Below are 24,600 nucleotides of genomic sequence, written 5' to 3'. Positions count from 1 at the left end.
TATTATGTTAAACGAATTTCATCTACAGATGCTCCTGTAGGGATCATAGGAAAAACATTATTTTCTCGTTCGATAATGATTTCTAATAAAAAAGCTTTTTCTTTTTTTAATGCTTTTTTTACGTATTTTTCTAATTGTTCTCTTTCTTTTACTTTTTCTGCTTCAATATTATAAGCCTCTGCTACTTTTACAAAATTTGGATTTACTAATTCTGTACATGAATAACGTTTTTTAAAAAAAAGTTGTTGCCATTGACGTACCATACCTAAGAAATTATTATTTAATAATATAATTTTTATAGGAATTTTATTTTGTAAAATAGTTCCCATTTCTTGTATAGTCATTTGAATCCCACCATCTCCTACAATACAAATTACTTGTCTTTTTTTAGCTCCTAATTTTGCCCCTATAGAAGCAGGTAAAGCAAATCCCATTGTTCCTAATCCACCGGAAGTTATTTGACTTTTTTTATAAGTAAAATTAAAATATCTTGAAGCGATCATTTGATGTTGCCCTACATCTGTGACAAGAATAGCATTTTTTTTTTTATATTTATTTATCCACTTAATAACTTCCCCCATAGTTATTCCTTTTTTTAAAGGATTAAGATCCTCTTTTATAATAGCTATTTCTTCTTTTTTTCTTAAATTATAAAATTTATCTATCCATTTTGGATAAGTAGATTTTTTTACATAAAAAGTCAATTTTTTTAAAGTAATTTTACAATCTCCTAAAATCGCTATATGACATAATATATTTTTATTAATTTCAGAAGGATCTATTTCTAGATGTATTATTTTCGCTTGTTTAGCATATTTTTTAACATCTCCGGTTACACGATCATCAAAACGCATTCCAATTGCTATCAATAAATCACATTTATTTGTTAAAATATTAGGAGCATAATTGCCATGCATTCCTAACATTCCTACATATAAACGATGATGACTTTCTAAAGCCCCCAATCCTAAAAGTGTACTAGCTACTGGAATTCCAGTTTTTTTTATAAATTTTTTAAATTCTTCTTCTGCTTTAGCTAAAATGACTCCTTGTCCTACTAAAATTAAAGGTTTTATAGATAAATTTATTAAATTTGCAGCTTGTTTAATTTTATTTTTTTCTATACAAGGATATGGATTAAAATTTTTAACATATTTACAACGTTGATAATGAAATACTGTTTTTTTACATTGAGCATCTTTAGTTATATCTATTAATACTGGTCCTGGTCTTCCTTTTTTAGCTATAAAAAAACCTTTTTGAATGGATTTACAAATATCTTCAGCTTTTAAAACTTGAGTATTCCACTTAGTTACTGGAATTGAAATATCTATAATATTAGTTTCTTGAAAAGCATCTGTTCCTAACAGATGAGAAGATACTTGTCCAGTAATACAAATAATAGGGGTACTATCTATTAATGCATCTGCTAATCCAGTAATTAAATTTGTTGCTCCAGGACCTGATGTAGTAAAACAAACTCCTATTTTTCCAGTAGCTCTAGCATATCCTTGTGCAGCATGTATTGATCCTTGTTCATGACGCATTAGTATATGAGTTAAAACATTTAAATAATTATGTAAAGTATCATAAATAGGCATAATAGCTCCTCCTGGATACCCAAAAATATATTTTACTCCTTCATATAAAAGAGTTTTTATGACTATTTCTGAACCAAATAATAATAATTTTTCCATAAAAAAAATTAAAATTGATCAGTCATGCACCCTTCAGAAGCTGAAGATACTGTTTTCATATATTTATATAGATATCCTCTTTTTATTTTTAATAAAGGAGGAATCCATCCTTTTTTTCTTTTTTTAATTTCCTCTTTTTTTACTTCAAGAGTTATAGTATTATTTTTTCCATCTATTGTTATAATATCTCCATTTTTAATGAAAGCAATTAACCCTCCTGATTGTGCTTCTGGAGTAATGTGTCCTACTACAAATCCATGTGATCCACCTGAAAATCTTCCATCTGTAATGAGAGCAATTTTTTTACCTAATCCTGATCCCATAATATAAGACGTTGGTTTAAGCATTTCAGGCATTCCAGGTCCTCCTATTGGACCAACATATCTAATAACAATTACAGATCCTGGTCTAATTTTTTTATTTAAAATAGCTAAATTAGCTTGTTCTTCTGAATCAAAAACTATTGCTTTCCCACGAAATAAAATTCCTTCTTTTCCAGTAATTTTAGCTATTGAACCTTTTGGAGATATATTCCCATATAAAATTCTAATATGTGCGTTTTTTTTTATAGGATTATTTAAAGGATAAATAATTTTTTGATTAAAATTTATATTAGGAATATTTTTCATATTTTCAGATAAAGTTTTTCCAGTAACGGTTAAACAATCTCCATATAATATTCCTTCATTTAATAAATATTTAATAATTACTGGGATTCCACCAATATGGATATGAATATCTTCCATCAAAAAAATACCACTTGGTTTTAAATTTCCAATAAGAGGTATTTGATTACTAATTTTTTGAAAATCTTTTAGATAAAAAGGAATATCTGCGTATTTAGCAATCGCTAAAAAATGTAAAATTAAATTAGTCGAACCACCTAAACACATAGCCAATTTTATTCCATTTTCTATAGAATTTTTTGTTACAATATCTTTAGGTTTTATATTATTTTCTAATAATTTTTGAATATAATTAGGAATTACTTTACATTCTATTTTTTTATTATTACTTACAGATGGAGAAGAAGAAGAATAAGGAAGCATCATCCCCATAGCTTCTAAAGCACTAGCCATAGTATTTGCTGTATACATTCCACCACAAGCTCCTGGTCCAGGACAAGATTTTTTTATTATATTTTTATATTCTTTTTCAGATATTTGACAGAGATTTTTTTTTCCTAAAGCCTCAAAAGAAGAAACAATATCTAATTTTTTACCATTATAAAATCCAGAAGAAATACTTCCACCATAAACAATAATAGAAGGTCTATTTAATCTAAGTAAAGCCATCATAACTCCTGGAATATTTTTATCACATCCAGGAATAGCTATTACACCATCATAATGGTGTGAATCTATTACGGTTTCTATACTATCTGCTATTAATTCTCTAGAAGGTAGAGAATATCTCATTCCTAATGTCCCCATAGTAATACCATCACTTACACCAATAGTATTAATTTGAAATCCGATTAAATTTTTTTTTTTTTTTATAGAATTTTTAACAATTTTTCCTAATTTATTCAAATGCATATTACAAGGATTTCCCTCATACCAATTACTAATAATTCCTATTTGAGCTTTTTTAAAATCTGATTCTTTCAATCCTGTAGCATAAAGCATAGCATGAGCGGCTGGTAAATTAATTTCTTCTGTTATTTTTTTACTAAAATTATTAATTTTTTTTTTCATGAAATGTTTTATGTAAAAGTCAAAAATATTACTGAATTATATAGTATAGATTTATATAAATAATAATTTTATTAAAATTAAAATTATATAATATGTAAAAATATAAAAAAAAAATATTATATAAAAGCGTTTTTATGTGTTTATATTTAAAATATATTATATTTTAATGAAAAAAAATGAATATTATTCAATAATATAAAAATGATTTAAAATAAAATTTTTTCTTAATTAAGAAATTATTCCTGATCCTATTAATTCTTTATGAAGATACCAAACAGCAAATTGTCCTTCTGTTATAGCACATTGCATTGTTTCAAATTCGATAAATAATCCTGTTTTTATTTTATATAATTTTGCTATTTGTAAGGGTTGTCTATATCTAATTCTACAAAAAACATCCATTTTTTCTCCATTTAAAAGAGAAAGATCTTCTCTAATCCAATGAATGTCTTTTTGATGAATAAATAAAGATTTTTTGTATAAACCTGGATGATTTTTTCCCATTCCTGTATAAACAATATTTTTTTTTATATCAGTATCAATAACAAAAAGAGCTTTTTTATATCCTCCTATTGAAATTCCTTTACGTTGTCCTTTTGTAAAAAAATGAGCTCCTTTATGATATCCTATTATTTTTCCATCTGATTTTTTATATATTTTTTTTTTTGAAAAAAAAAATAATTCATCTTCTTTAGAAAGAAAATTTTTATTTTTTTTATTATATATTAAAGAGTTGGAATCTATAAGAATAATTTCTCCTAATTTTGGTAATATTTTTTTTTGAAGAAATTGAGATAAATTAATTTTTCCCAAAAAACATACCCCTTGAGAATCTTTTTTATTTGCATTAGATAATCCATTTATTGATGCTATTTTACGTACTTGTTTTTTGGTGAATTTTCCTAATGGGAATAGAGATTTTTTTAATTGGAATTGTGTTAATTGACATAAAAAATAGGATTGATCTTTCTTAGAATCTTTTCCAATTAAAAGACGATAAATAATTTTATTATTTTTTAATATAGTTGCTTTATTTACATAATGACCTGTAGCAATAAAATTTGCTCCTAAATTTATTGCTTTTTTTAAAAAAATATTAAATTTTATTTTTTTGTTACATAAAATATCAGGGTTAGGTGTTTTTCCAGATTTATATCCATCAAACATATAATTAATAATATATTTTTTATATTCTTTTTTCATTTCTATGATTTGAAAAGGAATATTTAATTTTTGAGCAACTAAAAGTGCATCTATACTATCTTTTTTCCAAGTATTACATGGAGTATAATGAAAATGAGTATTTTCCCAATTATGCATAAATAAACCAATAACGTTATACCCTTTTTTTTTAAGAATTAATGCAGCGACACTAGAATCTACTCCGCCTGAAAGTCCTACTACTACTACTTTTTTCATAAAAAAATTAAGTATTTCAAAATTTATATGAATAATTCATAATGTTATGAAAACATTTCTCTAACTCTATCAAAAAAAGATTTTTCAAAATTTCCAGGATGAGGAAGAAAATTTTCATTTTCTTTCATTTTTTCGAAAAATTTTTTTTGTTCTGGATTAATTTTTTTTGGAGTCCAAACATTAACATGAATAAAAAGACTTCCATATCCGTATCCTTCAAGATGAGGTAATCCTTTATTTTTTAATCTTAGAGTTTTTCCGGATTGAGTTCCTGGATCTATTTTAATACGAGCTTTTCCATTAATAGTAGGAACTTCTTTCAAAGCTCCTAAAATGGCATCTGGAAAAGAAATATATAAATCATAATGTAAATTACTTCCTTCTCTTTTTAATTGATTATGAGGTAATTCTTTTATTAAAACAATTAAATCTCCAGGAATTCCATTAAATGGAGCTTCATTTCCTTTTCCAGAAATTTTTAATTGAATTCCTTCTGTAAGTCCTGCTGGTATTTTTATATTCACTAATTCTTCTTTTTTAATTAATCCATGTTTATTAGCTCCATAAGGAATATTTTCAATTTTTTTACCAGTACCATAACATATATTACATTGAGAAGTAGTTTGCATTCTACCTAAAATAGTATTCGTTATCCGAGTTCTTTGACCGCTACCATGACAAATATTACAATTTTTAAATCTTACACCATGAGCTATTTTTAATCTTTTTACTTTTACTTTTTTCTCAATGCCTTTAGCTATTTCTTCTAAAGTTAGTTTTACTCTAATTCTTAAATCACTACCTTTAATAGTTGATTGATGTTTGGTAGTTTTTCCAAAACCAAAACTAGAAAAACCTTCACCAAATGCATCAGCAAAAATATCTCCAAAATTGGTAAAAATATCTTCCATATTCATTCCACCAGATCCAGAAGTACTTCCTTTAACACCAGAATGTCCAAATTGGTCATAACGTTGTCTTTTTTCTGGATTACTCAATATTTCATAAGCTTCAGCAGCTTCTTTAAATTTTTCTTCTGCTATTTTTTTATTATCTGGATTTTTATCTGGATGATATTTAATTGCTAATTTTCGATAAGCTTTTTTAATTTCTTCTGAAGAAGCATTTTTAGCAATACCTAATATTTCGTAATAATCTTTTTTAACCATGAAGATAAAAGTTAATTATTTTCCAGTAATAACTTTAGCATGTCGTATAACTTTTTCATTAATAATATATCCAGGTTCTATAATTTCTATGATTTTTCCTTTTAAATTTTCTTTTATAACTGGAATTTGTGTAATAGCTTCATGAAAATCAGTATTAAAATCATCTCCTTTTTTAATTTGTATTTTATTTAATCCTTTTTTCTTTAAAATTTTAATAAATTTTTCTTGTATTAAAGAAATACCTTGAATAATAAATTCATCTTTTGTTTTTTTCAACTCTTTTAATCCTCGTTCAAAATCATCTAAAATTGGTATAAAATCTGTAATTATTTGTTGATGAATAATAGTAAAAAGATCCAATCTTTCTTTTTGAATCCGCTTTTTATAATTTTCAAATTCTGCAAAAATACGTAAAAATTTATTTTTTTCTTTTTCTAATTGATCTTTAATTATGTCGATCTTTGGTTTATCTATTTCTTCCTGACAACAAGAAGATTTTTTTTTATCTATTTCTTCTTTATCTATTTCTTCCTGACAACAAGAAGATTTTTTTTTATCTATTTCTTCTTTATCTATTTCTTCTTGACAACAAGAAGATTTTTTTTTATCTATTTCTTCTTGACAACAAAAAGATTCTTCTTTATCTATTTCTTCTTGACAACAAGAAGATTCTTTTTTATCTATTTCTTCTTGATAACAAGAAGATTCTTTTTCGTTTTTTATTTTAGTATTTTTTTTAAAATTTATCATAAAACAAATTTTTATAAAATGATAAAATTGCAAAATATTTGCCATATAATATAATTATGTCATTATGACATATTATATTCATATTAATTTTANTTTATCTATTTCTTCCTGACAACAAGAAGATTTTTTTTTATCTATTTCTTCTTTATCTATTTCTTCCTGACAACAAGAAGATTTTTTTTTATCTATTTCTTCTTTATCTATTTCTTCCTGACAACAAGAAGATTTTTTTTTATCTATTTCTTCTTTATCTATTTCTTCCTGACAACAAGAAGATTTTTTTTTATCTATTTCTTCTTTATCTATTTCTTCCTGACAACAAGAAGATTTTTTTTTATCTATTTCTTCTTTATCTATTTCTTCCTGACAACAAGAAGATTTTTTTTTATCTATTTCTTCTTTATCTATTTCTTCCTGACAACAAGAAGATTTTTTTTTATCTATTTCTTCTTTATCTATTTCTTCTTGACAACAAGAAGATTTTTTTTTATCTATTTCTTCTTGACAACAAAAAGATTCTTCTTTATCTATTTCTTCTTGACAACAAGAAGATTCTTTTTTATCTATTTCTTCTTGATAACAAGAAGATTCTTTTTCGTTTTTTATTTTAGTATTTTTTTTAAAATTTATCATAAAACAAATTTTTATAAAATGATAAAATTGCAAAATATTTGCCATATAATATAATTATGTCATTATGACATATTATATTCATATTAATTTTAAAGATTTTCGAATATATTGTAATCTTTTATTAGCTATATCTTTGGCTTTTTTAGCACCTAAAAAAAGAATACGATCTAATAAAGATTTATTTTCAATAAAAGAAAAAAATTTTTTTCTTTCTACATAAAATTTTTTTATAATTTCTTCATATAAAGCTTTTTTTGCTTCTAAATATCCATATTTTCCTTGCAAATATTTTTTTTTCATATTTTCTACCCTATCTATAGGGGCTATTAATTTATATAAAGACATAATAGAATCATTATATGGATTTTTTTTTTCATAATAAGATTTATTATCTGTATGTATACTCATAATTTGTTTTTTCAAAATTTCATCTGAAGTAAAAATATTAATCCAATTTTTTTTAGATTTACTCATTTTTTTTCCATCTATTCCTGTAATTGACATAGTATCTTTTTTCATAAAAGCTTTAGGTAATAAAAATAATTTTTTTCCTATTTTTTTATTGAAACGATTAGCAATATTACGTGTTATTTCTATATGTTGTAACTGATCTTTTCCTACTGGAATTATTTCAGCATTATAAAGTAAAATATCAGCAGCCATAAGAATAGGATAAGTAAATAACCCTACATTAATTTTTTTATAATTATTTTTTTTTTCATTTTTAAATGAATGAGCTAATGTTAATCTTTTATAAGGAAAAAAACAATTAAAATACCAAGCTAATTCAGTAACTTCTGAAACATCTGATTGCCTGTACAAGATATTTTTTTTTGTATTTAAACCAAATGCTAACCATGCAGCAGTAATTTGATAAGTATTATTTTTAATAGTTTCTAATTTTAGAATTTTTTGTTGTATTAAAGCATGTAAATCTGCTATAAATAAAAAAGAAGCATTTTTTAATTTATTAGTTATTTTTATAGAAGGAATAATAACTCCTAAAATATTTCCTAAATGAGGAGTCCCTGTACTTTGAATTCCTGTTAACATTGTTTTCATAAAAATTAAAATAAAATAATTATCTATATTTTAAATATTTAAAGCTTCTAATCCACTAATAATTTCAAGGATTTCTTTAGTAATTGTAGTTTGTCTTTCTTTATTATAATTTAATATGAGATTTTTTTTAATATTATGGGCGTTTTCTGTAGCTTTATGCATGGATATCATACGTGCAGTATGTTCTGATGTAGATGATTCTAATAAACTTTTCCATAGTTTAATTTTAATAAATTTTGGTATTAAAATATTTAATATTTTTTCTTTAGATGGTTCTAAAAGGAAATAATTATATGATATTCTATGTTTTTTTTTTGAAAAAAAAGTAGGAATAATAATAGGTAATAATTTTTCTATAATAATTTCTTGAAAAAAAGATTTTTTTATATGATTATATATTAAATATATAGAAGTAATTTTTTTAGATATAAAATCTTTAATTAATTTTTTAATTAATACATCAATATTATTATAAGTTAAATCATTGAATAGTTGTTTTTGATTATATATTTTATATTTTTTTTTAAATAAAAAATCAAATCCTTTTTTCCCAATAGGGAAAAAAAAACATTTTTTTTGAGAAAAACCTTTTTTTTGAGAAATTTTATCAATTTTTTCAAAAATTAAGGAATTAAAAGATCCACATAATCCACGATCAGAAGTAAGGACAATAAATAATTTATTTTTTTTATTAGAAATAAAATATCTATTATTTTTTAAATTTTTATCACATTCTAATAAAAAATTTTTAAATAAAATTTCTAAATATTCTGAATATATTTTTATATGTGTTAAAAAATTTTTATATTTTTGTAATTTTACAATAGAAATCATTTTCATAGATTCCGTAGTTTTTATAACAGAATCTATAGATAAAATTCTTTTTTTTATTTCTTTTGTATTAGATATCATATTTTTTTTAAAAAATTTAATAATCTGAATCTGAAGTAGAAATATATTGTTCACTTAATTCTATAGCTACTTTTTCTAAAATATCTGTTATTTTTTTATTAAAAATTCCATTTTTTAAATCATTTAGTATTTGTTGATATTTTTCATTTAAATAAAAAAGATATTCTTTTTCAAAAGAATTAATTTTTTCAATAGGAATTTTTTTTAAAAGATTTTTAGTTCCAGCATAAATAATAGCAATTTGATCCGAAATATTATATGGAGAATAAGGAGGTTGTTTTAATATTGCTATGTTTCTTTTTCCTTTTTCTATAATTTTTTTAGTATTAGTATCTAATTCTGAACCAAATTTTGAAAATGATTCCAATTCTCTAAATTGAGCTTGATCTAATTTTAGAGTTCCAGATATTTTTCTCATAGATGTAATTTGAGCTGCTCCACCTACACGTGAAACAGAAATACTTTCATTAATTGCAGGACGTATTCCAGAATGGAATAGATCTTTTTCTAAAAAAATTTGTCCATCTGTTATGGAAATAACATTAGTAGGAATATAAGATGAAACATCTCCAGATTGAGTTTCAATAATAGGAAGTGCAGTTAAAGATCCACCACCTTTTACATATTTTTTTATAGATTCTGGAAGATCATTCATTTTTTTTACTATTTTTGGATCTTTAATAATTTTTGCTGCACGTTCTAATAAACGAGAATGTAAATAAAAAATATCTCCTGGATATGCTTCTCTTCCAGGAGGACGTCGTAATAATAAAGAGATTTCTCTATAAGAAACAGCTTGTTTTGAAAGATCATCATAAATTACTAAAGCAGAACGACCTGTATCACGAAAATATTCTCCAATAGCGGTACCAGAAAAAGGAGAAAAAACTTGAATTGATGCAGGTTCAGAAGCATTAGCAGCGACTATAATTGTATAATTTAATGCTCCATGTTCTTCTAAAATTTTCGTTATTCTAGCTATTGTAGATCCTTTTTGACTAATAGCTACATAAATACAATAAACAGGATGATTTGTTTTCCAAAATTCTTTTTGATTAATAATAGTATCAATAGCTATTGTAGTTTTTCCTGTTTGTCTATCTCCAATTATTAATTCTCTTTGTCCTCTTCCTATAGGAATCATAGAATCTATAAATTTTATACCAGTTTGAAGAGGTTCTTGGACAGGTTCTCTATAAATAACTCCTGGGGCTTTTCTTTCTAATGGCATTTCAAATAAAGGTCCTTCTATCGGTCCTTTTCCATCAATAGGATTTCCTAATATGTCTATGACACGTCCTAACATTTTTTCTCCAACATTAATAGATAATATTTTTCCAGTACGTTTGACTTTATCTCCTTCTTTAATATTTTTAGATGAACTAAGTAATACAATACTTACATAATCTTCTTCTAGATTTAAAACAATTCCTTTTATTCCTGAATGAAATTCTAATAATTCTCCATAAAATACCGAATTTAATCCAATAGCTCTAGCTATTCCATCTCCTATTTGAACAATAATTCCGTATTCATATAATTTTGATTCATATTTAAAATTAGATAGTTGTTTTTTTAGAATAGATGATATTTCAGAATATTTTAAATTAGACATGAAAATTTGATTATGAATTTATTAATAATTTTTGAATATTAAATAATTGTTTTTTAATACTAAAATCCCATTCTTTATATTCTATACGAAGAAAAAATCCTCCAATAATAGAAGGATCTATTTTATGAATAATAAAATATTTATCTTTTTTTAATTTAGTAATTTTTTGTATTATAATATTTTGAATATTTATATTTAAAGTATGAGAAGAAATTAAAATACATTTTAATAATCCTTTATTTTTTTGATAAATTTTTTTATATTTTAAAAATATTTTTTTTGTAAGATATTCTCTTTTTCTTATAATTAAAAATTTTATAAAATGAAGAATAGAAGGATCAAAATGATGAAATAATTTTTCTACAATATGTATTTTTTTTTCAGTACTTAATAATGAAGTATAAAATAATTGATTTAACTCAATATGATTTTTTAATAAAAAAGAGATTTGTTGAACTTTATGAAAAATAAAATCTTGATTATTTATAGAAAATTCAAAAAAAATTTTAGCATAATGTTGTATAACTTTTTTTTTATTAAACATATATCATAATTTATTTACTAATTTTTTTAACCATTCTTCTTGATTATTAATTTTAGTATCAAATTCTTTTTTTAAAATTTTTTCAGCAATTTTTATAGAAATATCTCCTATTTGATTTTTAAATTCTTGTATAGCTGTTTTTTTTTCTAATTGTATATTTTTTTTTGATTCTTGAAGAATTTTTTTTTTCTCTAAAATCCCTTCTTGAACAGCTTTATTTTTAATTTTTTCTCTCATTTTAATTGCATCTTTTAAAATTGAATCTCTTTTTATACGAGTTTCTTTTAAAATTTGATTAATTTTATTTTCAACAATATTTAATTGATTTTTAGCTAAATCAGCTTTTTTTATAGAATTTCTAATTTTTTCTTCTCTTTTATCTATAAATTGCATGATAGGTTTCCATGCATATTGAGAAAGAAAAAATATCAATAATAAAAATATTATAGATTGCCAAATTACCAATCCTATAGAAGGAGTAACTAAATCCATAAAAAAATTATTTAAAAACAGCCAATAAAGCAGTTACTATACCAAAAAGTGCTGCTCCTTCAATAAGAGCTGCAGCAATAATCATTGCATTTTGTATCTTTCCTGAAGATTCAGGTTGTCTAGAAATAGCATCCATTGCGGCCCTTCCAATTTTACCAATTCCTAATCCCGCTCCTATAACTGCAAGCCCAGCACCTAATGCAGCTAATCCTGAGTAAGTTAAATCTATATACATAATATCATATATTTTTTATTTTTTACATTCATAATTTTTTACAGATAATCCTATAAGTAATGCAGATAAAGTTGTAAAAATAAAAGCTTGTAAAAAAGAAACCATGATTTCTAATAAAAAAATAAAAAAACCAAAAAAAATAGAAAAACTAGCAATTAAAAAATTTTTAAAAATAAAAATTAGACAAATAAAACTTAATATAAGAATATGTCCTGCAGTAATATTAGCAAATAAACGAATACTTAAAGTTAATGGACGAATAAAAATACCAATAAATTCTATAGGAGCTAACAAAAACTTTATCACTATAGGAACATTAGGCATCCAAAAAATATGTTTCCAATAATTTTTATTAGCATTAATATTAGTTATAATAAAAATAAAAAAAGCTAAAGATAACGTAATACTAATATTCCCTGTCACATTTGGAAATATGGGAATAAGACCTAATAAATTATTTATTAATATAAAAAAAAATATAGTTAATAAAAAATGTAAATAATTTTTATATTTTTTTTTTCCAATATTTGGAATAATAATTTTATTACGAATAAATAAAATTAAAAATTCTAAAAGAATTCCTAGAGGCCATTTAATTTGAGAATTTTTATATTTTTTAGCCATTATTATAAAAATAAAACATAATATAAAAAATGAGAATAAAATAGATACAACATTTTTTGTTATGGAAAAATCCCATGGTTTATCATTTGTTGGTTTTCCTTTTGTATCTAAATTTAAATAACCAATGGAATTAGTTTTATATATTGTATTTTTAAAAATTTTATAATATCCATATTTTCCTTTTACTATTTTTTTATTAGAAAATTGATGAGATAAAAAAAATTCCCATCCATTATTCCATAATATAATTGGTAAAGATAATATAATTCCTTTTTCATAATTACCTATAAAAATCCATTCATGAGAATCACTAACATGTTCAATAATGGTATTAGATAAATCCATTTTTTTTTTTTCTTTAATAAAAAGAATATTAAAAAAAATAAATAAGAAATAGAATATTAATTTCAAAATAAATAAAATAGGAAACAAATTTATATTTTTTTTTAGAAAAAATGAATTTTTATAATTTTCATTTTTAAAATTGAAAAAGTAAATTTGTATATAAATAAAAATGTGCAAAATTTTTCATGATGAAGGAAGAAACAAAACTAATTCATAACATATTATCTGACCCTCTTACAGGATCTATTTCTACTCCTATATATCAAACTTCTACTTATGTTCAAGAATCTCCTGGAATTCACAAAGGATTTGATTATACAAGAACAAATAATCCTACTAGAAAAATATTAGAAAATTTAATTACCCATTTAGAAAATGGATATGCTAGTTTAGCATTTTCTTCTGGTTTAGCAGCGGTAGATGCTGTTGTTAAATTATTACAATATAAAGATGAAATATTAGCTATAGATGATATTTATGGGGGAACTTTTCGTTTATTAAATTTATATAAAAAATTAGGGATTATTACTCATTTTATAGATACTACTTGTTCTGAAAATATTTTATCCATGATAACTCCTAAAATTAAAATGATTTGGTTGGAAACCCCTACAAATCCTACTTTAAAAATATCTGATATAAAATATATTAGTAATAAATCTAAAAAATTAAATTCCAATATTATTATAGTAGTAGATAATACTTTTTCTTCTCCAGCTATTCAAAATCCTTTAAATTTAGGAGCAGATATTGTAATTCATAGTGCTACGAAATATTTAGCAGGACATTCAGATGTATTAGCTGGATTAATTACAGTAAAAAATGCAGATTTATATGAAAAATTAAAATATATTCAAAATTCTACTGGAGGAGTTTTATCTCCTATTGATTGTTGGTTAACTATCCGAGGATGTCAAACTTTATATTTACGTATAAAAAAACAATCATATAATGCTTTTAAAATAGCGTCTTTTTTAGAAAAAGAAAAAATTAAAAATACCTGTATAGATCAAGTTTATTACCCAGGGTTATATAATCATAAAAATCATTTTATTGCAAAAAAACAACAACGATATTTTGGAGGAATAGTTTCTTTTAGTCTTAAAAGAGATACTATAGAAGAAGCTAAAAAAGTAGTAATTGCTACTAAATTATTTAAATTAGCAGAAAGTTTAGGAGGGACAAAAAGTTTAATTTGTCATCCAGCAACGATGACTCATAAATCTACTCCTATAAAAATTAGAAAAAAGGCAGGTATTAATAATTCACTGATACGTTTATCTCTTGGAATAGAAAATATAGAAGATCTTATTAAAGATCTTAAAAATTCTTTAAATTTATTATGATGAGAACTTATCATCATGTAATGAAATTCCTATATTAGAAAGAATATCTCTAATTTTATCTGAAAAAATCCAATGCTTTTTTTTTCTTTCTTCTATTCTAATTTTAATTAATTGTTCAGTTAATATTTTCAATTTATTAGAAGTTTCTTCAAAAATATTATTTTTAATAATTTGAAGACCCATAATATCAAATATAAAATATTTTATATATTTACTTAATAAATGTAAATGAGAAATTTCTATATTATAATTAACAATGTGATATATTTTAAATAAATGAGAAATTAATAAAGGAGTATTAAAATCATCATTAATAGCGAGATAACAATCTTTGATCCATTTATAAACATCAAAAATGTAATTTTTTTTATTTATTTTTTTTGTATTTTGAGGTAAATATTTTAAAATTTTTATTATTTTCATTAAACGATAATATCCTTTTTCAGCATCTAAAAGCCCTTTTTTAGAAAAATTTAATAAATTACGATAATGAGTTTTTAAAATAAAAAATCTAATAATAGTTGGATGAAAAGATTTATGATCATGTTTTTTTATTATTAAATCTTTTAATGAAAAAAAATTTCCCGTAGATTTACTCATTTTTTTCCCATTCAAAGTTAACATATTTGTGTGCATCCAATAATTTGCCAATTTATTATTATAAATTCCTATAGATTGTGCTAATTCACATTCATGATGAGGAAATTTTAAATCTACTCCACCTCCATGAATATCAAATATATTTCCTAAATATTTTGTACTCATCGCAGTACATTCTATATGCCATCCTGGAAAACCTTTTCCCCATGGAGAATTCCAATTCATAATATGATTTGGTTTAGCTTTTTTCCATAAAGAAAAATCTTGAAAATGACGTTTATCTTTTAAAAAAAATTGTTGTTTAGAAAACAAAGAATCTATTTTATTATGACTAAGTATTCCATACTTCAAATTAAATAATTGATTATATTTTTTAATATCAAAGTAAACAGAACCATTTTTTTCGTAAGCTAATTTTTTTTTAATTAATTTTTTAATAAGATCAATTTGTTCTATAATATGACCAGTAGCTGTAGGTTCAATATTAGGAGGAACAGTATTGAAAATAGTTAAAATATGATGAAAAGAAAGAGTATATTTTTGAACTATTTCCATAGGTTCTATCCCCTCTATACAAGATTTTTTATAAATTTTATCGTCTCCATTTTCATTTTCTAAATGTCCTACATCCGTAATGTTTCTAATATAACGAATTTTATAACCTAAATGTTTAAAATAACGAAAAATTAAATCAAAAAAAATAAAAGTTCTACAATTTCCTAAATGTATATGATTATATACTGTTGGACCACAAACATAAATTCCTATACAATTTTTATGGATAGGTAAAAATAATTCTTTTTTTTTAGTTATAGTATTATATATATATATATTCATTAATTAATAAATTCCTATATAATGAAAAAAATCTTTTTTTATTTCTGAATTGTTTTTAAAATCTCCTATTAATTCAGTAGTAATAGTACTAGTTTCTATATCTTTAATTCCACGAGAATTTACACATAAATGTTTTGCATCTATAACACAAGCAACATCTTTTGTATCAAGTATTTTTTTTAAAGATTGAACAATTTGTATAGTAAGTCGTTCTTGAACTTGTGGTCTTTTTGCATAAAAATTTACAATTCTATTAATTTTAGAAAGACCAATTATTTTTCCTTTAGAAATATAACCAATATGAGCTTTTCCTACAATAGGAAGAAAATGATGTTCACAAGTAGAATAAACTGTAATATTTTTTTCTATTAAAATATGATTATATTGATATTTATTTTCAAAAGTTGATAAATTAGGATAATTTTTTGAATTAAGACCACTAAAGATTTCTTTTATAAACATTTTTGCTACACGTAGAGGAGTATTACGTATACTATCATCATTCATATTTAATCCTAATATTTTCATAATATGAAAAAAATGTTTTTTTATTTTTTGAATTTTTTCTTCATCACTTATCATAAAGTACTTGTTCCATAATGGAGTTACATAATTTTATAAAGTGTAAAAAATTTTTTGTATCATATTTTATCTAATAAACAAAGGTACGAAAAGGATATAATTACTATAAATTATTAAAAAATAAGAATAAAAAATAGTTACTACTAACTAGTAGTAATTAGTCTATTTATTGTAGACTGTTTTTATTTTTTTTTAAAAAAGAAGGAATTTTACATATTGGAATAGGAATAATTTTATGTTTATTTTTGTTATGTAAATTTTTATATTTTTTTATTATATTTTTTTTTTCTAAATTCATAGATGGATTAATGAAAATATTTTTTTTTTTTTCTGTAATTTTCATAGCCCATTCTAATTCTTCATAAGTAGCTTTTAATTGTTCTTCATCAGATCTTTTATCATCCCATAAACCATCTGTAGGAATAGCTTTTTGTATACTATTTAAAATATTTAACTCTTTAGCTATAAGACGTACTTCGCTTTTATTTAAATCTGCTATAGGATGGATATCAACTCCTCCATCTCCATATTTTGTAAAAAAACCAACACCAAAATCTTCTACTTTATTTCCAGTTCCTACAACTAAATAATTTTTTAAATTTGCGTAATAATATAAAGTGATCATACGGATACGAGATTTTGTATTTGCTAATGATAAAGATTGATTTTTTATTTTTTTATGTTTTGTATGAGATATTATTTTATAAAAAGTAGTATATAAAGTAGATAAATCTTTTTTAAGATGATTAACATTTAAAAATCTAGATTTTAAAAAATTTATATGTTGATTAGATAATAAATTTTTTTTTTCTAAAATAGGCATTTCTAATGTTAGAGTAGGAAATTTTGTCATAGCTAACAACATAGATGTTACTGCAGAATCTATTCCTCCTGATATGCCAATAATAAATCCATTAGATTTAGATTTTTTTATATATTTTTTTAACCAAGTAACTATATAGTTAATGACTTTTTTTTCATTTATCATATTGAATTAATTTTATATATTTTATCTTTAAATTAAAATTGATAAAAATGTCTTTAATCCTTAATATAGAGACTTCTACAAAAAATTGTTCAATTAGTATTGCTAAAAATGGAACATGTTTAATCTTTATAGAAGAACATTCAGAAGAAAATATTCATTCTAAAAAATTACACACATTTATACAAAATGCAATAAAAATTTCTAAAATAAATATAAAAGATTTAAAATCCATTTGTGTTAATAAAGGCCCAGGAGCCTATACTTCTTTAAGAATAGGAGTGGCTGCTGCTAAAGGATTATGTTATTCTTTAGGCATTCCATTAATATCATTAGATTCTTTAACTATTATGATTCATAAAATAAATGTAAAAGATGGATTTTTAAATCCAATGATACATGCTAAATTAGATTTATTTTATACTTCTTTATTTAATAGTTCAAAAATTATGTTAACTCCTATTTCTATAAAAAAATTTAATAATAATTATTTTAATAATATTACTTCTATTACTAAAAATCAAAAAGTATATTATTTTGGAGATATAGATTTTCCAGTAAAAAATTTATTAATAGATAATTTTTATTTTATTTCTCATATTTATCCATCTTCAATGGAAATGTCTTTACTTTCTTATATTAAATTTTGTGATAAAAAATTTAATAAAATTGAAAATTTTATTCCTTTTTATTTATAAATAATAAATTTTTATAAAATTACATTAAAAAAATTTATTTATACTATAATTGAAAAAATTATATATAAATAAAAAATTAAATGATTTATAATATTTTAATAAATGAATCAGTTTAAACTACGAAATATATTACCTTTTATTACCCCAATTATATTTATATATATTATTATATCATTAGGATGGAAAACTTATATTAATGAATTTTTAAATATTGGAGTACTTATATTCTTTGTATTTTTATTAAGTATTTTACATTTTTATATTTTTTTTGAAAAAAAAGTGGATAAAAAATTGAAATCAATGATTTTTTTATCTTTTATGATTTTAATTCCTTCTATTTTTTTATCGATTATAAAAATTTTTTTTTATAAAAAAAATTTTTTAGATATAAAAAACCTTTTATTAGTAAGTTTAACTTTATATATATTAATTCGTATTACTTATTTTCTACGAAATATAATATATGTTAAAATACATAATCCTGTTTTTATTTTTATTACTAGTTTTATTTTTTTATCTTTTTTAGGATCTATTTTTTTAATGCTACCAACATCTACTGTAAAAAAAATATCATTTATAGATGCTTTATTTACTTCTACTAGCGCTGTATGTGTAACTGGATTAGTTGTTTTAGATACATCTAAAGATTTTACTTTTTTAGGAAAAGTGATAATATTAATTTTAATAGAACTTGGAGGATTAGGGATTTTAACAATTACTTCTTTTCTCAGTTATTTTTTTAGAGATGGTTTTTCTTTTAGAGAAGGGATTTATATTAGTAACTTTTTAAATACAAAAAAAACAACTAATGTTCTTAGTTTATCTGTAAAAGTAGTATTATTTACTTTAATAGTAGAAATTACAGGAGCTTTATTAATTTATTTTTCTATTCAAGAACAAAATATTTTAGAATCTGATAGTCCATTATTTTTTTCTATTTTTCATTCTATATCTGCTTTTTGTAATAGTGGTTTTTCTACTCTTAGTAAAGGTCTTTATTCTGAATCTATAAGATTTAATTATTTATTACAGTTTATTATTGCTTGTTTATTAATATTAGGAGGAATAGGGTTTAATATTTTATTTAATTTTTTTACATATATATGGTTAACATTAAAAAAATATATTTATAAAATATTTAAAGATGAATATTTTAGGAATCCAGTACATATTGTTACTTTAAATACAAAAATTGTAGTATTTACTACTTTTAGTTTACTTTTATTAGGTACTATTTTTTATTATATTAGTGAATATCATAGCTCTCTTTTAGAGCATACTACTTATACAGGAAAGTGGATCTCTTCATTTTTTTCTTCTGCTACATCTAGAACTGCTGGATTTCAAGTATTAAATATGAATCAATGGGCCCCATTAACTATAGTATTTACTATTTTTTTAATGTGGATAGGAGCATCTCCAGCTTCTACAGGTGGAGGAATTAAAACGAGTACTTTTGCATTAGCATTAATGAATATTATTTCTTTATCTAAAGGAAAAGAGAGATTAGAAATTCAAAGAAAAGAAATATCTTCAGAATCTATTAGACTGTCTTTTTCTATTATTATTTTATCGTTAATTGCTATATATATAAGTATTTTAATCATTCTTTTTTTAGATCCTAAAGAAGATATTTTATTTATAACTTTTGAAGTTTTTTCTGCTTTTTCTACTGTAGGTTTATCTTTAGGCATTACTTCTAATTTATCTAATGGAAGTAAATTAGTTTTAATTATTTTAATGTTTTTAGGAAGAATTGGTTTTTTTAATATTATGGTAGGATTATTAAAAAATAGAAAAATTTCTCATTATTATTACCGATATCCTAAAGAAAATATTCTAATTCATTAATATATGAAAATTATTATTATTGGTTTAGGAAATTTTGGAAGATCTTTAGCTTTAAATTTAACAGATAATGGTCATGAAGTATTTGGTGTAGATCATAAAATGGAAAAAGTTGATTTATTAAAAGATCATATAGCTAATGTTGTATGTATGGATGCTAATAATGAATCTGCTTATAAAATATTACCTATTCAACAAGCTGATTTAGGGATTGTCGCCATTGGTGAAAATGAAGGATCATCTATAGTAACTACTGCTATTTTAAAAAAATATAAACATTTGAGAATTATTAGTCGATCTTTATCAAAAATACATGATACTATATTAGAAGCTATGGGAATTAATAATATTATTCATCCGGAAAAAGACGCAGCCTTTAGATTAACTAAACAAATATCTTTTAATTATGCTTTAGATTATTTTAGAGTAGATAATAAACATTCTATTGCAGAAGTTTTTTCTCCATATTCTTTTAATGAAAAAAAAGTAAAAAGTTTAAGATTGATACAAAAATATTCCGTTTCTTTAATAACTGTTATCAGAGATTTTAAAAATACTATTATATCTTCTAAAAAAAATTATGAAAGGAAAGTTATAGGATTAGTAACTGGAGATACTATTTTACAAAAGGGGGATATATTAACACTTTTTGGATCTAATAAATCTATTATGAATTTTGTAAAAATAAAATAAAATTATTTTTACATATAAGGATATTTATATTTTTTACTTTCTTGAAAAAAAGGATTTCCAATAGGATTTAATTTATTTTTATGTAAATTTTTAAATAAAATAAAAAGAAAGATAGACCCTATTAATAATAAAGCACCTATTTCTTCTGAAAAGATAAAAAAAAATGAATTTTTAAAAGAAACCATAATTTCTGGTTTTATTAAATTATATATATCTAAATAATGTCCAAATAGTAATATATAAGTTATTGGAAGTACTATTTTTGGGTTAGTTTTATTTTTACTACTCATTAATCCAAAAAAAGGTATTAAAAAATTAAAAATTAGCATCCAAAAATGGATATACCCATAAGATTCTTCTCTTCTTATAAAATAAGAAATTTCTTCTGGAATATTTCCATACCAATAAAGTAAAAATTGTGAAAACCAAAAATAAGACCATAATAAACTGGTAGAAAAAAGATATTTACTTAAATCATGCAAATGATTTTTATTAAAAAATGGTAAATAACCTTTTTTTTTCATATATATAGAAATAATAGTAATTGTTCCAATTCCTGTAACCAAATAAGTACTTAAAATATACCAACTTAATAAAGTACTAAACCAATGAGGATTTAAGGACATAATCCAATCCCATCCCATGATAATAGATGTTATAGAAAAAAAAATTATAAAAAAAATAGAAAAAAAATATAATTTTTTATAATCGTTTAAAGAATGTGTAATATCTAATTTATGAGATATTTTTTTTATTTTAAAATAAAAAAAACTCCAACCAATTATATAAATTAAACTTCTTATCAAAAAAAATGGAATATTTAAAAATAATCTTTTACTTTCGATAAGTTTGTCATATTTTAAAGAAATAGAATTATATAAAGAACTATCCATCCAATGAAATAAATGTATAATATCAATTGAATTAAATAACAATAAAATAAAAATCATAATGCCTCCATATGGAATAAAAGAAGCTACTACTTCCATGATAGGATGAATAATAATAGACCATCCTGATTTTGATACAGATTGTATAGATAAAAATAATAATGATCCTAAAGAAATTGTAGTAAAATAAAAAAGGGAAATATATAAACTTATCCAAGGTTTATTTTTATTGTCTATTGTTTGATGTATATAATTTTTTTTTTCTAAAAAAAAATTGTTTTTCAAATTTATTGAAGAATAAATTTTTTCATAAAAAAGTATAAAAAAACCTATAATCATTAAAAAAAAAAGAATTTTTTTCTTATTTAAGATATTCATTATTTATTTTTTTTTAGAAACATTACATATTCTGCTACTTTCCATCTGTCTATTTCATTTAACTGAGAAGCATAAGAACTCATATTATTTTTTCCATATGTAATAACATAATATATACTTCCTATAGTAAGATCTCTATCTTTATAATTAGGAATTCCTAATATTTTTTCATTTTTTACTAAAATTCCTTGTCCATCTCCATTATCTCCATGACATATAGAACAATTTATTTTATAAAGAGATTGACCATTTTGTATATTTTTTAATTCTTCTCCTTTTTGTAAAGGAGATTTCAATAAATAATATTTTTTAATATTATTAGTATTTAGATATTTTTTTTCATAAAAAAAATTATTTCTAGAAATAGTTCCTTTTACTGGAACTAGAGAAGAAGTATCATGTTTTAAAAATGGTTTTATATAAATTTTTTTATATTTTTTATAATTAGGATATGGATCTGAATAAGGTTCATATGCATCTGAATAATACATATCAGGCATGTAAACTATATTAGGTTTGGATTTATCCCACCAACAAGAATTTATAATAAAAATAATAAATATCATAAGTAAAAAATATTTATTATTCATGATAATTTTTTTGATATTAATTTATTGGTAACCATTTTTTTTATATTTACTTCTATAGCTCCATTTTTTTTTAATAATTTTAATAAAAATTCAAAATTATTTTCTATATAAATTTCTATTAAAAATAAATTATCTGTAGTTCTTCTATCTGGATTTTTTGAAGGAGCCCATGGATATAATTTACTTTGAAAAAGATAAGTAATACACATAAAATGTGCAGAAAAAAAAATTGATAATTCAAATATAATAGGAATAAAAGATGGAAAATTATGAATCCAAGAATAAGAAGGTTTTCCTCCAAAATTTTGTGGCCAATCATAAATCATTATATACCAAGATAATATACTAGAAAATAAAAAACCTAACAATCCATATATAAAAGATAAAAAAGATAAATTAGTTTTTTTTAATTTCAATATATGATGTAAATTATGAATTGGAAATGGAGAATAAACTTCATATATATTGATATTTTTTTTCTGAAGAATTTTTATACTATTTATCATAAAATCATCATTTTCATATAAAGCATGAATATTAAATACGATTTTATTCATGATGTTGATTCATTATTGAATTTTTTTTAAAATTTATTATTTTTTTGGAATCTTTTAATATAGTTTTTATTTCAGATTGAGAAATTACTGGAAATGTTCGTATATATAATAAATAAAGAAAGAAAAAAAAACCAATAGTTCCTATAAATATTCCTACATCTACAAAAGAAGGAATAAAACCCGTCCAAGAAGAAGGAAGATAATCATGACTAAGATTTAAAACAATAATATCAAATCTTTCAAACCACATTCCAATATTAATAATAATAGCTATAATATAAGACCAAAAAAAACTTCTTCGTATATATTTAATCCATAAAAATTGTGGAATTAAAATATTACAAATAATTAATATCCAAAAAGCCCACCAAAAAGGACCTTTAGATGCATTAATAGAAAAATAAATATAACTTTCAAAAGGATTACTAGAATACCATGCAAGAATAAATTCAGATATATAAGCTAATAGGACTATTCCTCCTGTTAATAAAATAATGATGTTCATATATTCAATATGATTTCTAGTAATATAACTTTCTAGAGAAAGAGTTTTTCTAGCTACTCCTAATAAAGTTTGGACCATAGCAAATCCTGAAAATATAGCTCCAGCGACAAAATAAGGAGGAAAAATTGTACTATGCCAACCTTTAATTAAAGAAGTAGAAAAATCAAAAGAAACAATTGTATGGACAGAAAAAACTAATGGAGTGCATAATCCAGCTAGTATTAAAGAAAGTTCTTCAAATCTTTGCCAATCTTTAGATGTCCCCCCCCATCCAAAACTAAGAATTCCGTATATTTTTTTTTGTATAGGATCTGTCACTCTATCTCTAATCATTGCAAAATCGGGAATTAACCCCATAAACCAAAAAACAGTAGAAACAGAAAAATAAGTACTAATAGCAAAAACATCCCATAAAAGTGGGGAATTAAAATTAGGCCATAAACTTCCAAATTGATTAGGAATAGGTAAAACCCAATGAGCATTCCAAGGTCTTCCCATATGAATAATAGGAAATAAACCAGCTTGTATAACCGCAAATATTGTCATAGCTTCAGCGGATCTATTAATAGATAAACGCCATTTTTGACGAAATAATAATAAAACAGCGGAAATTAAAGTTCCGGCATGACCAATTCCTACCCACCAAACAAAATTAGTAATATCCCAAGCCCAATTAATAGTTTTATTTAATCCCCATACTCCTATACCTGTTCCTATCGTATAAATAATACAAAATAAACCCCAAATAAAAGCTAATAGAGAAATAAATAAAGCAATCCACCATAAATTACCTGCTTTATTTTTTATAGGATTTAAAATATCATTAGTAATATTTTGATATGTTTTATTTCCGATAATTAATAATTCTCTTATAGGTTTTTTTTGGTTATTGCCCAT

The 24,600-nt window shown here is 22.4% G+C and carries 22 protein-coding genes and 1 pseudogene; 4 read left to right on the top strand and 19 right to left on the bottom strand.

From position 1 onward, the window contains the following. Positions 1-2 precede the first annotated feature (2 nt). The 12 genes from ilvB to atpB all read right to left on the bottom strand — a co-directional run bounded on the left by ilvB (position 3) and on the right by atpB (position 13,194). Positions 3-1,697 carry a biosynthetic-type acetolactate synthase large subunit gene (gene ilvB, locus H0H56_RS00415; protein ID WP_185873916.1) on the bottom strand — a complete coding sequence of 565 codons (1,695 nt, stop codon included), beginning with the start codon at positions 1,695-1,697 and terminating at the stop codon, positions 3-5. 8 nt (positions 1,698-1,705) lie between these two features. Next, the gene (ilvD, locus tag H0H56_RS00410) at positions 1,706-3,394 is read right to left on the bottom strand and encodes a dihydroxy-acid dehydratase (RefSeq protein ID WP_185873915.1); all 1,689 of its coding nucleotides are present in this window, start codon (positions 3,392-3,394) and stop codon (positions 1,706-1,708) included. 228 nt (positions 3,395-3,622) lie between these two features. Further along, positions 3,623-4,813, bottom strand: a complete 1,191-nt coding sequence (mnmA, locus tag H0H56_RS00405) for a tRNA 2-thiouridine(34) synthase MnmA (protein WP_185873914.1) — start codon at positions 4,811-4,813, stop codon at positions 3,623-3,625. A 44-nt stretch (positions 4,814-4,857) separates the two neighbouring features. After that, positions 4,858-5,982, bottom strand: a complete 1,125-nt coding sequence (locus H0H56_RS00400) for a DnaJ C-terminal domain-containing protein (protein WP_185873913.1) — start codon at positions 5,980-5,982, stop codon at positions 4,858-4,860. A 15-nt stretch (positions 5,983-5,997) separates the two neighbouring features. Next, positions 5,998-6,732: a nucleotide exchange factor GrpE gene (locus H0H56_RS00395; RefSeq protein WP_185873912.1), complete on the bottom strand. Its 735-nt coding sequence runs from the start codon at positions 6,730-6,732 to the stop codon at positions 5,998-6,000. A gap of 711 nt (positions 6,733-7,443) precedes the next feature. Beyond that, positions 7,444-8,427 carry a tryptophan--tRNA ligase gene (gene trpS / locus H0H56_RS00385; protein WP_185873910.1) on the bottom strand — a complete coding sequence of 328 codons (984 nt, stop codon included), beginning with the start codon at positions 8,425-8,427 and terminating at the stop codon, positions 7,444-7,446. A gap of 30 nt (positions 8,428-8,457) precedes the next feature. Beyond that, positions 8,458-9,339 carry an ATP synthase F1 subunit gamma gene (atpG, locus tag H0H56_RS00380; RefSeq protein ID WP_317167309.1) on the bottom strand — a complete coding sequence of 294 codons (882 nt, stop codon included), beginning with the start codon at positions 9,337-9,339 and terminating at the stop codon, positions 8,458-8,460. A gap of 16 nt (positions 9,340-9,355) precedes the next feature. Then, positions 9,356-10,954 (bottom strand): F0F1 ATP synthase subunit alpha, encoded by a 1,599-nt coding sequence (gene atpA, locus H0H56_RS00375; RefSeq protein ID WP_185873909.1) that lies wholly within the window; start codon positions 10,952-10,954, stop codon positions 9,356-9,358. A gap of 10 nt (positions 10,955-10,964) precedes the next feature. After that, the gene (atpH, locus tag H0H56_RS00370) at positions 10,965-11,498 is read right to left on the bottom strand and encodes an ATP synthase F1 subunit delta (protein WP_185873908.1); all 534 of its coding nucleotides are present in this window, start codon (positions 11,496-11,498) and stop codon (positions 10,965-10,967) included. 3 nt (positions 11,499-11,501) lie between these two features. Then, a complete protein-coding gene (gene atpF / locus H0H56_RS00365) occupies positions 11,502-11,990 on the bottom strand; it encodes a F0F1 ATP synthase subunit B (protein ID WP_185873907.1) in 489 nt (162 codons plus the stop codon). 7 nt (positions 11,991-11,997) lie between these two features. Beyond that, positions 11,998-12,225 (bottom strand): ATP synthase F0 subunit C, encoded by a 228-nt coding sequence (gene atpE, locus H0H56_RS00360; RefSeq protein WP_185873906.1) that lies wholly within the window; start codon positions 12,223-12,225, stop codon positions 11,998-12,000. A 15-nt stretch (positions 12,226-12,240) separates the two neighbouring features. Further along, positions 12,241-13,194, bottom strand: a complete 954-nt coding sequence (gene atpB / locus H0H56_RS00355) for a F0F1 ATP synthase subunit A (protein WP_185873905.1) — start codon at positions 13,192-13,194, stop codon at positions 12,241-12,243. Positions 13,195-13,382: 188 nt separating this feature from the next. Between atpB and H0H56_RS00350 the strand changes: the two genes are divergently transcribed. Then, positions 13,383-14,540, top strand: coding sequence for a trans-sulfuration enzyme family protein (locus H0H56_RS00350; RefSeq protein WP_185873904.1), 1,158 nt, complete (start codon positions 13,383-13,385; stop codon positions 14,538-14,540). Here H0H56_RS00350 and cysS read toward each other — a convergent pair. The 3 genes and pseudogenes from cysS to nadE form a co-directional block, all read right to left on the bottom strand. Further along, positions 14,535-15,977: a cysteine--tRNA ligase gene (cysS, locus tag H0H56_RS00345; protein ID WP_185873903.1), complete on the bottom strand. Its 1,443-nt coding sequence runs from the start codon at positions 15,975-15,977 to the stop codon at positions 14,535-14,537. The genes H0H56_RS00350 and cysS overlap by 6 nt on opposite strands. Positions 15,978-15,980: 3 nt before the next feature. Beyond that, positions 15,981-16,583, bottom strand: a pseudogene (gene folE, locus H0H56_RS00340) (GTP cyclohydrolase I FolE); the annotation flags it as partial. Positions 16,584-16,725: 142 nt separating this feature from the next. Continuing rightward, entirely contained in the window at positions 16,726-17,547 is an 822-nt protein-coding gene (nadE, locus tag H0H56_RS00335) for an NAD(+) synthase (RefSeq protein WP_185873901.1), read from the bottom strand. Between the two features lie 47 nt (positions 17,548-17,594). Here nadE and tsaB point away from each other — a divergent pair, with 47 nt between their 5' ends. The 3 genes from tsaB (at position 17,595) to H0H56_RS00320 (ending at position 20,783) form a co-directional block, all read left to right on the top strand. After that, entirely contained in the window at positions 17,595-18,242 is a 648-nt protein-coding gene (gene tsaB, locus H0H56_RS00330; RefSeq protein WP_185873900.1) for a tRNA (adenosine(37)-N6)-threonylcarbamoyltransferase complex dimerization subunit type 1 TsaB, read from the top strand. A gap of 102 nt (positions 18,243-18,344) precedes the next feature. After that, positions 18,345-20,093, top strand: coding sequence for a TrkH family potassium uptake protein (locus tag H0H56_RS00325; protein ID WP_185873899.1), 1,749 nt, complete (start codon positions 18,345-18,347; stop codon positions 20,091-20,093). A 3-nt stretch (positions 20,094-20,096) separates the two neighbouring features. Next, the gene (locus H0H56_RS00320; protein ID WP_185873898.1) at positions 20,097-20,783 is read left to right on the top strand and encodes a potassium channel family protein; all 687 of its coding nucleotides are present in this window, start codon (positions 20,097-20,099) and stop codon (positions 20,781-20,783) included. A gap of 8 nt (positions 20,784-20,791) precedes the next feature. Here H0H56_RS00320 and H0H56_RS00315 read toward each other — a convergent pair whose 3' ends face one another. Genes H0H56_RS00315 through nrfD form a run of 4 tightly spaced genes read right to left on the bottom strand, consistent with a single transcriptional unit; the run spans position 20,792 to position 24,600 of the window. Further along, positions 20,792-22,051 (bottom strand): hypothetical protein, encoded by a 1,260-nt coding sequence (locus tag H0H56_RS00315; RefSeq protein WP_185873897.1) that lies wholly within the window; start codon positions 22,049-22,051, stop codon positions 20,792-20,794. After that, positions 22,051-22,641, bottom strand: coding sequence for a c-type cytochrome (locus H0H56_RS00310; RefSeq protein ID WP_185873896.1), 591 nt, complete (start codon positions 22,639-22,641; stop codon positions 22,051-22,053). The genes H0H56_RS00315 and H0H56_RS00310 overlap by 1 nt, the downstream gene beginning before the upstream one ends. Beyond that, positions 22,638-23,198, bottom strand: a complete 561-nt coding sequence (locus H0H56_RS00305) for a DUF3341 domain-containing protein (RefSeq protein ID WP_185873895.1) — start codon at positions 23,196-23,198, stop codon at positions 22,638-22,640. The genes H0H56_RS00310 and H0H56_RS00305 overlap by 4 nt, the downstream gene beginning before the upstream one ends. Next, positions 23,191-24,600, bottom strand: coding sequence for an NrfD/PsrC family molybdoenzyme membrane anchor subunit (gene nrfD / locus H0H56_RS00300; RefSeq protein WP_185873894.1), 1,410 nt, complete (start codon positions 24,598-24,600; stop codon positions 23,191-23,193). The genes H0H56_RS00305 and nrfD overlap by 8 nt, the downstream gene beginning before the upstream one ends.

Origin of the sequence: Blattabacterium cuenoti, assembly GCF_014252455.1 — a bacterium.
GTDB classification, from domain to species: domain Bacteria; phylum Bacteroidota; class Bacteroidia; order Flavobacteriales; family Blattabacteriaceae; genus Blattabacterium; species Blattabacterium cuenoti_R.
Note: the sequence above shows the minus strand (reverse complement) of the source record. Positions and strands in the feature narration are given on the sequence as shown.

Bases quoted from the DNA above. Each gene is read 5' to 3' on its own strand.
- ilvB (WP_185873916.1), bottom strand. From the start codon at position 1,697: ATGGAAAAATTATTATTATTTGGTTCAGAAATAGTCATAAAAACTCTT.
- ilvD (WP_185873915.1), bottom strand. From the start codon at position 3,394: ATGAAAAAAAAAATTAATAATTTTAGTAAAAAAATAACAGAAGAAATT.
- mnmA (WP_185873914.1), bottom strand. From the start codon at position 4,813: ATGAAAAAAGTAGTAGTAGTAGGACTTTCAGGCGGAGTAGATTCTAGT.
- H0H56_RS00400 (WP_185873913.1), bottom strand. From the start codon at position 5,982: ATGGTTAAAAAAGATTATTACGAAATATTAGGTATTGCTAAAAATGCT.
- H0H56_RS00395 (WP_185873912.1), bottom strand. From the start codon at position 6,732: ATGATAAATTTTAAAAAAAATACTAAAATAAAAAACGAAAAAGAATCT.
- trpS (WP_185873910.1), bottom strand. From the start codon at position 8,427: ATGAAAACAATGTTAACAGGAATTCAAAGTACAGGGACTCCTCATTTA.
- atpG (WP_317167309.1), bottom strand. From the start codon at position 9,339: ATGATATCTAATACAAAAGAAATAAAAAAAAGAATTTTATCTATAGAT.
- atpA (WP_185873909.1), bottom strand. From the start codon at position 10,954: ATGTCTAATTTAAAATATTCTGAAATATCATCTATTCTAAAAAAACAA.
- atpH (WP_185873908.1), bottom strand. From the start codon at position 11,498: ATGTTTAATAAAAAAAAAGTTATACAACATTATGCTAAAATTTTTTTT.
- atpF (WP_185873907.1), bottom strand. From the start codon at position 11,990: ATGGATTTAGTTACTCCTTCTATAGGATTGGTAATTTGGCAATCTATA.
- atpE (WP_185873906.1), bottom strand. From the start codon at position 12,225: ATGTATATAGATTTAACTTACTCAGGATTAGCTGCATTAGGTGCTGGG.
- atpB (WP_185873905.1), bottom strand. From the start codon at position 13,194: ATGGATTTATCTAATACCATTATTGAACATGTTAGTGATTCTCATGAA.
- H0H56_RS00350 (WP_185873904.1), top strand. From the start codon at position 13,383: ATGAAGGAAGAAACAAAACTAATTCATAACATATTATCTGACCCTCTT.
- cysS (WP_185873903.1), bottom strand. From the start codon at position 15,977: ATGAATATATATATATATAATACTATAACTAAAAAAAAAGAATTATTT.
- nadE (WP_185873901.1), bottom strand. From the start codon at position 17,547: ATGATAAATGAAAAAAAAGTCATTAACTATATAGTTACTTGGTTAAAA.
- tsaB (WP_185873900.1), top strand. From the start codon at position 17,595: ATGTCTTTAATCCTTAATATAGAGACTTCTACAAAAAATTGTTCAATT.
- H0H56_RS00325 (WP_185873899.1), top strand. From the start codon at position 18,345: ATGAATCAGTTTAAACTACGAAATATATTACCTTTTATTACCCCAATT.
- H0H56_RS00320 (WP_185873898.1), top strand. From the start codon at position 20,097: ATGAAAATTATTATTATTGGTTTAGGAAATTTTGGAAGATCTTTAGCT.
- H0H56_RS00315 (WP_185873897.1), bottom strand. From the start codon at position 22,051: ATGAATATCTTAAATAAGAAAAAAATTCTTTTTTTTTTAATGATTATA.
- H0H56_RS00310 (WP_185873896.1), bottom strand. From the start codon at position 22,641: ATGAATAATAAATATTTTTTACTTATGATATTTATTATTTTTATTATA.
- H0H56_RS00305 (WP_185873895.1), bottom strand. From the start codon at position 23,198: ATGAATAAAATCGTATTTAATATTCATGCTTTATATGAAAATGATGAT.
- nrfD (WP_185873894.1), bottom strand. From the start codon at position 24,600: ATGGGCAATAACCAAAAAAAACCTATAAGAGAATTATTAATTATCGGA.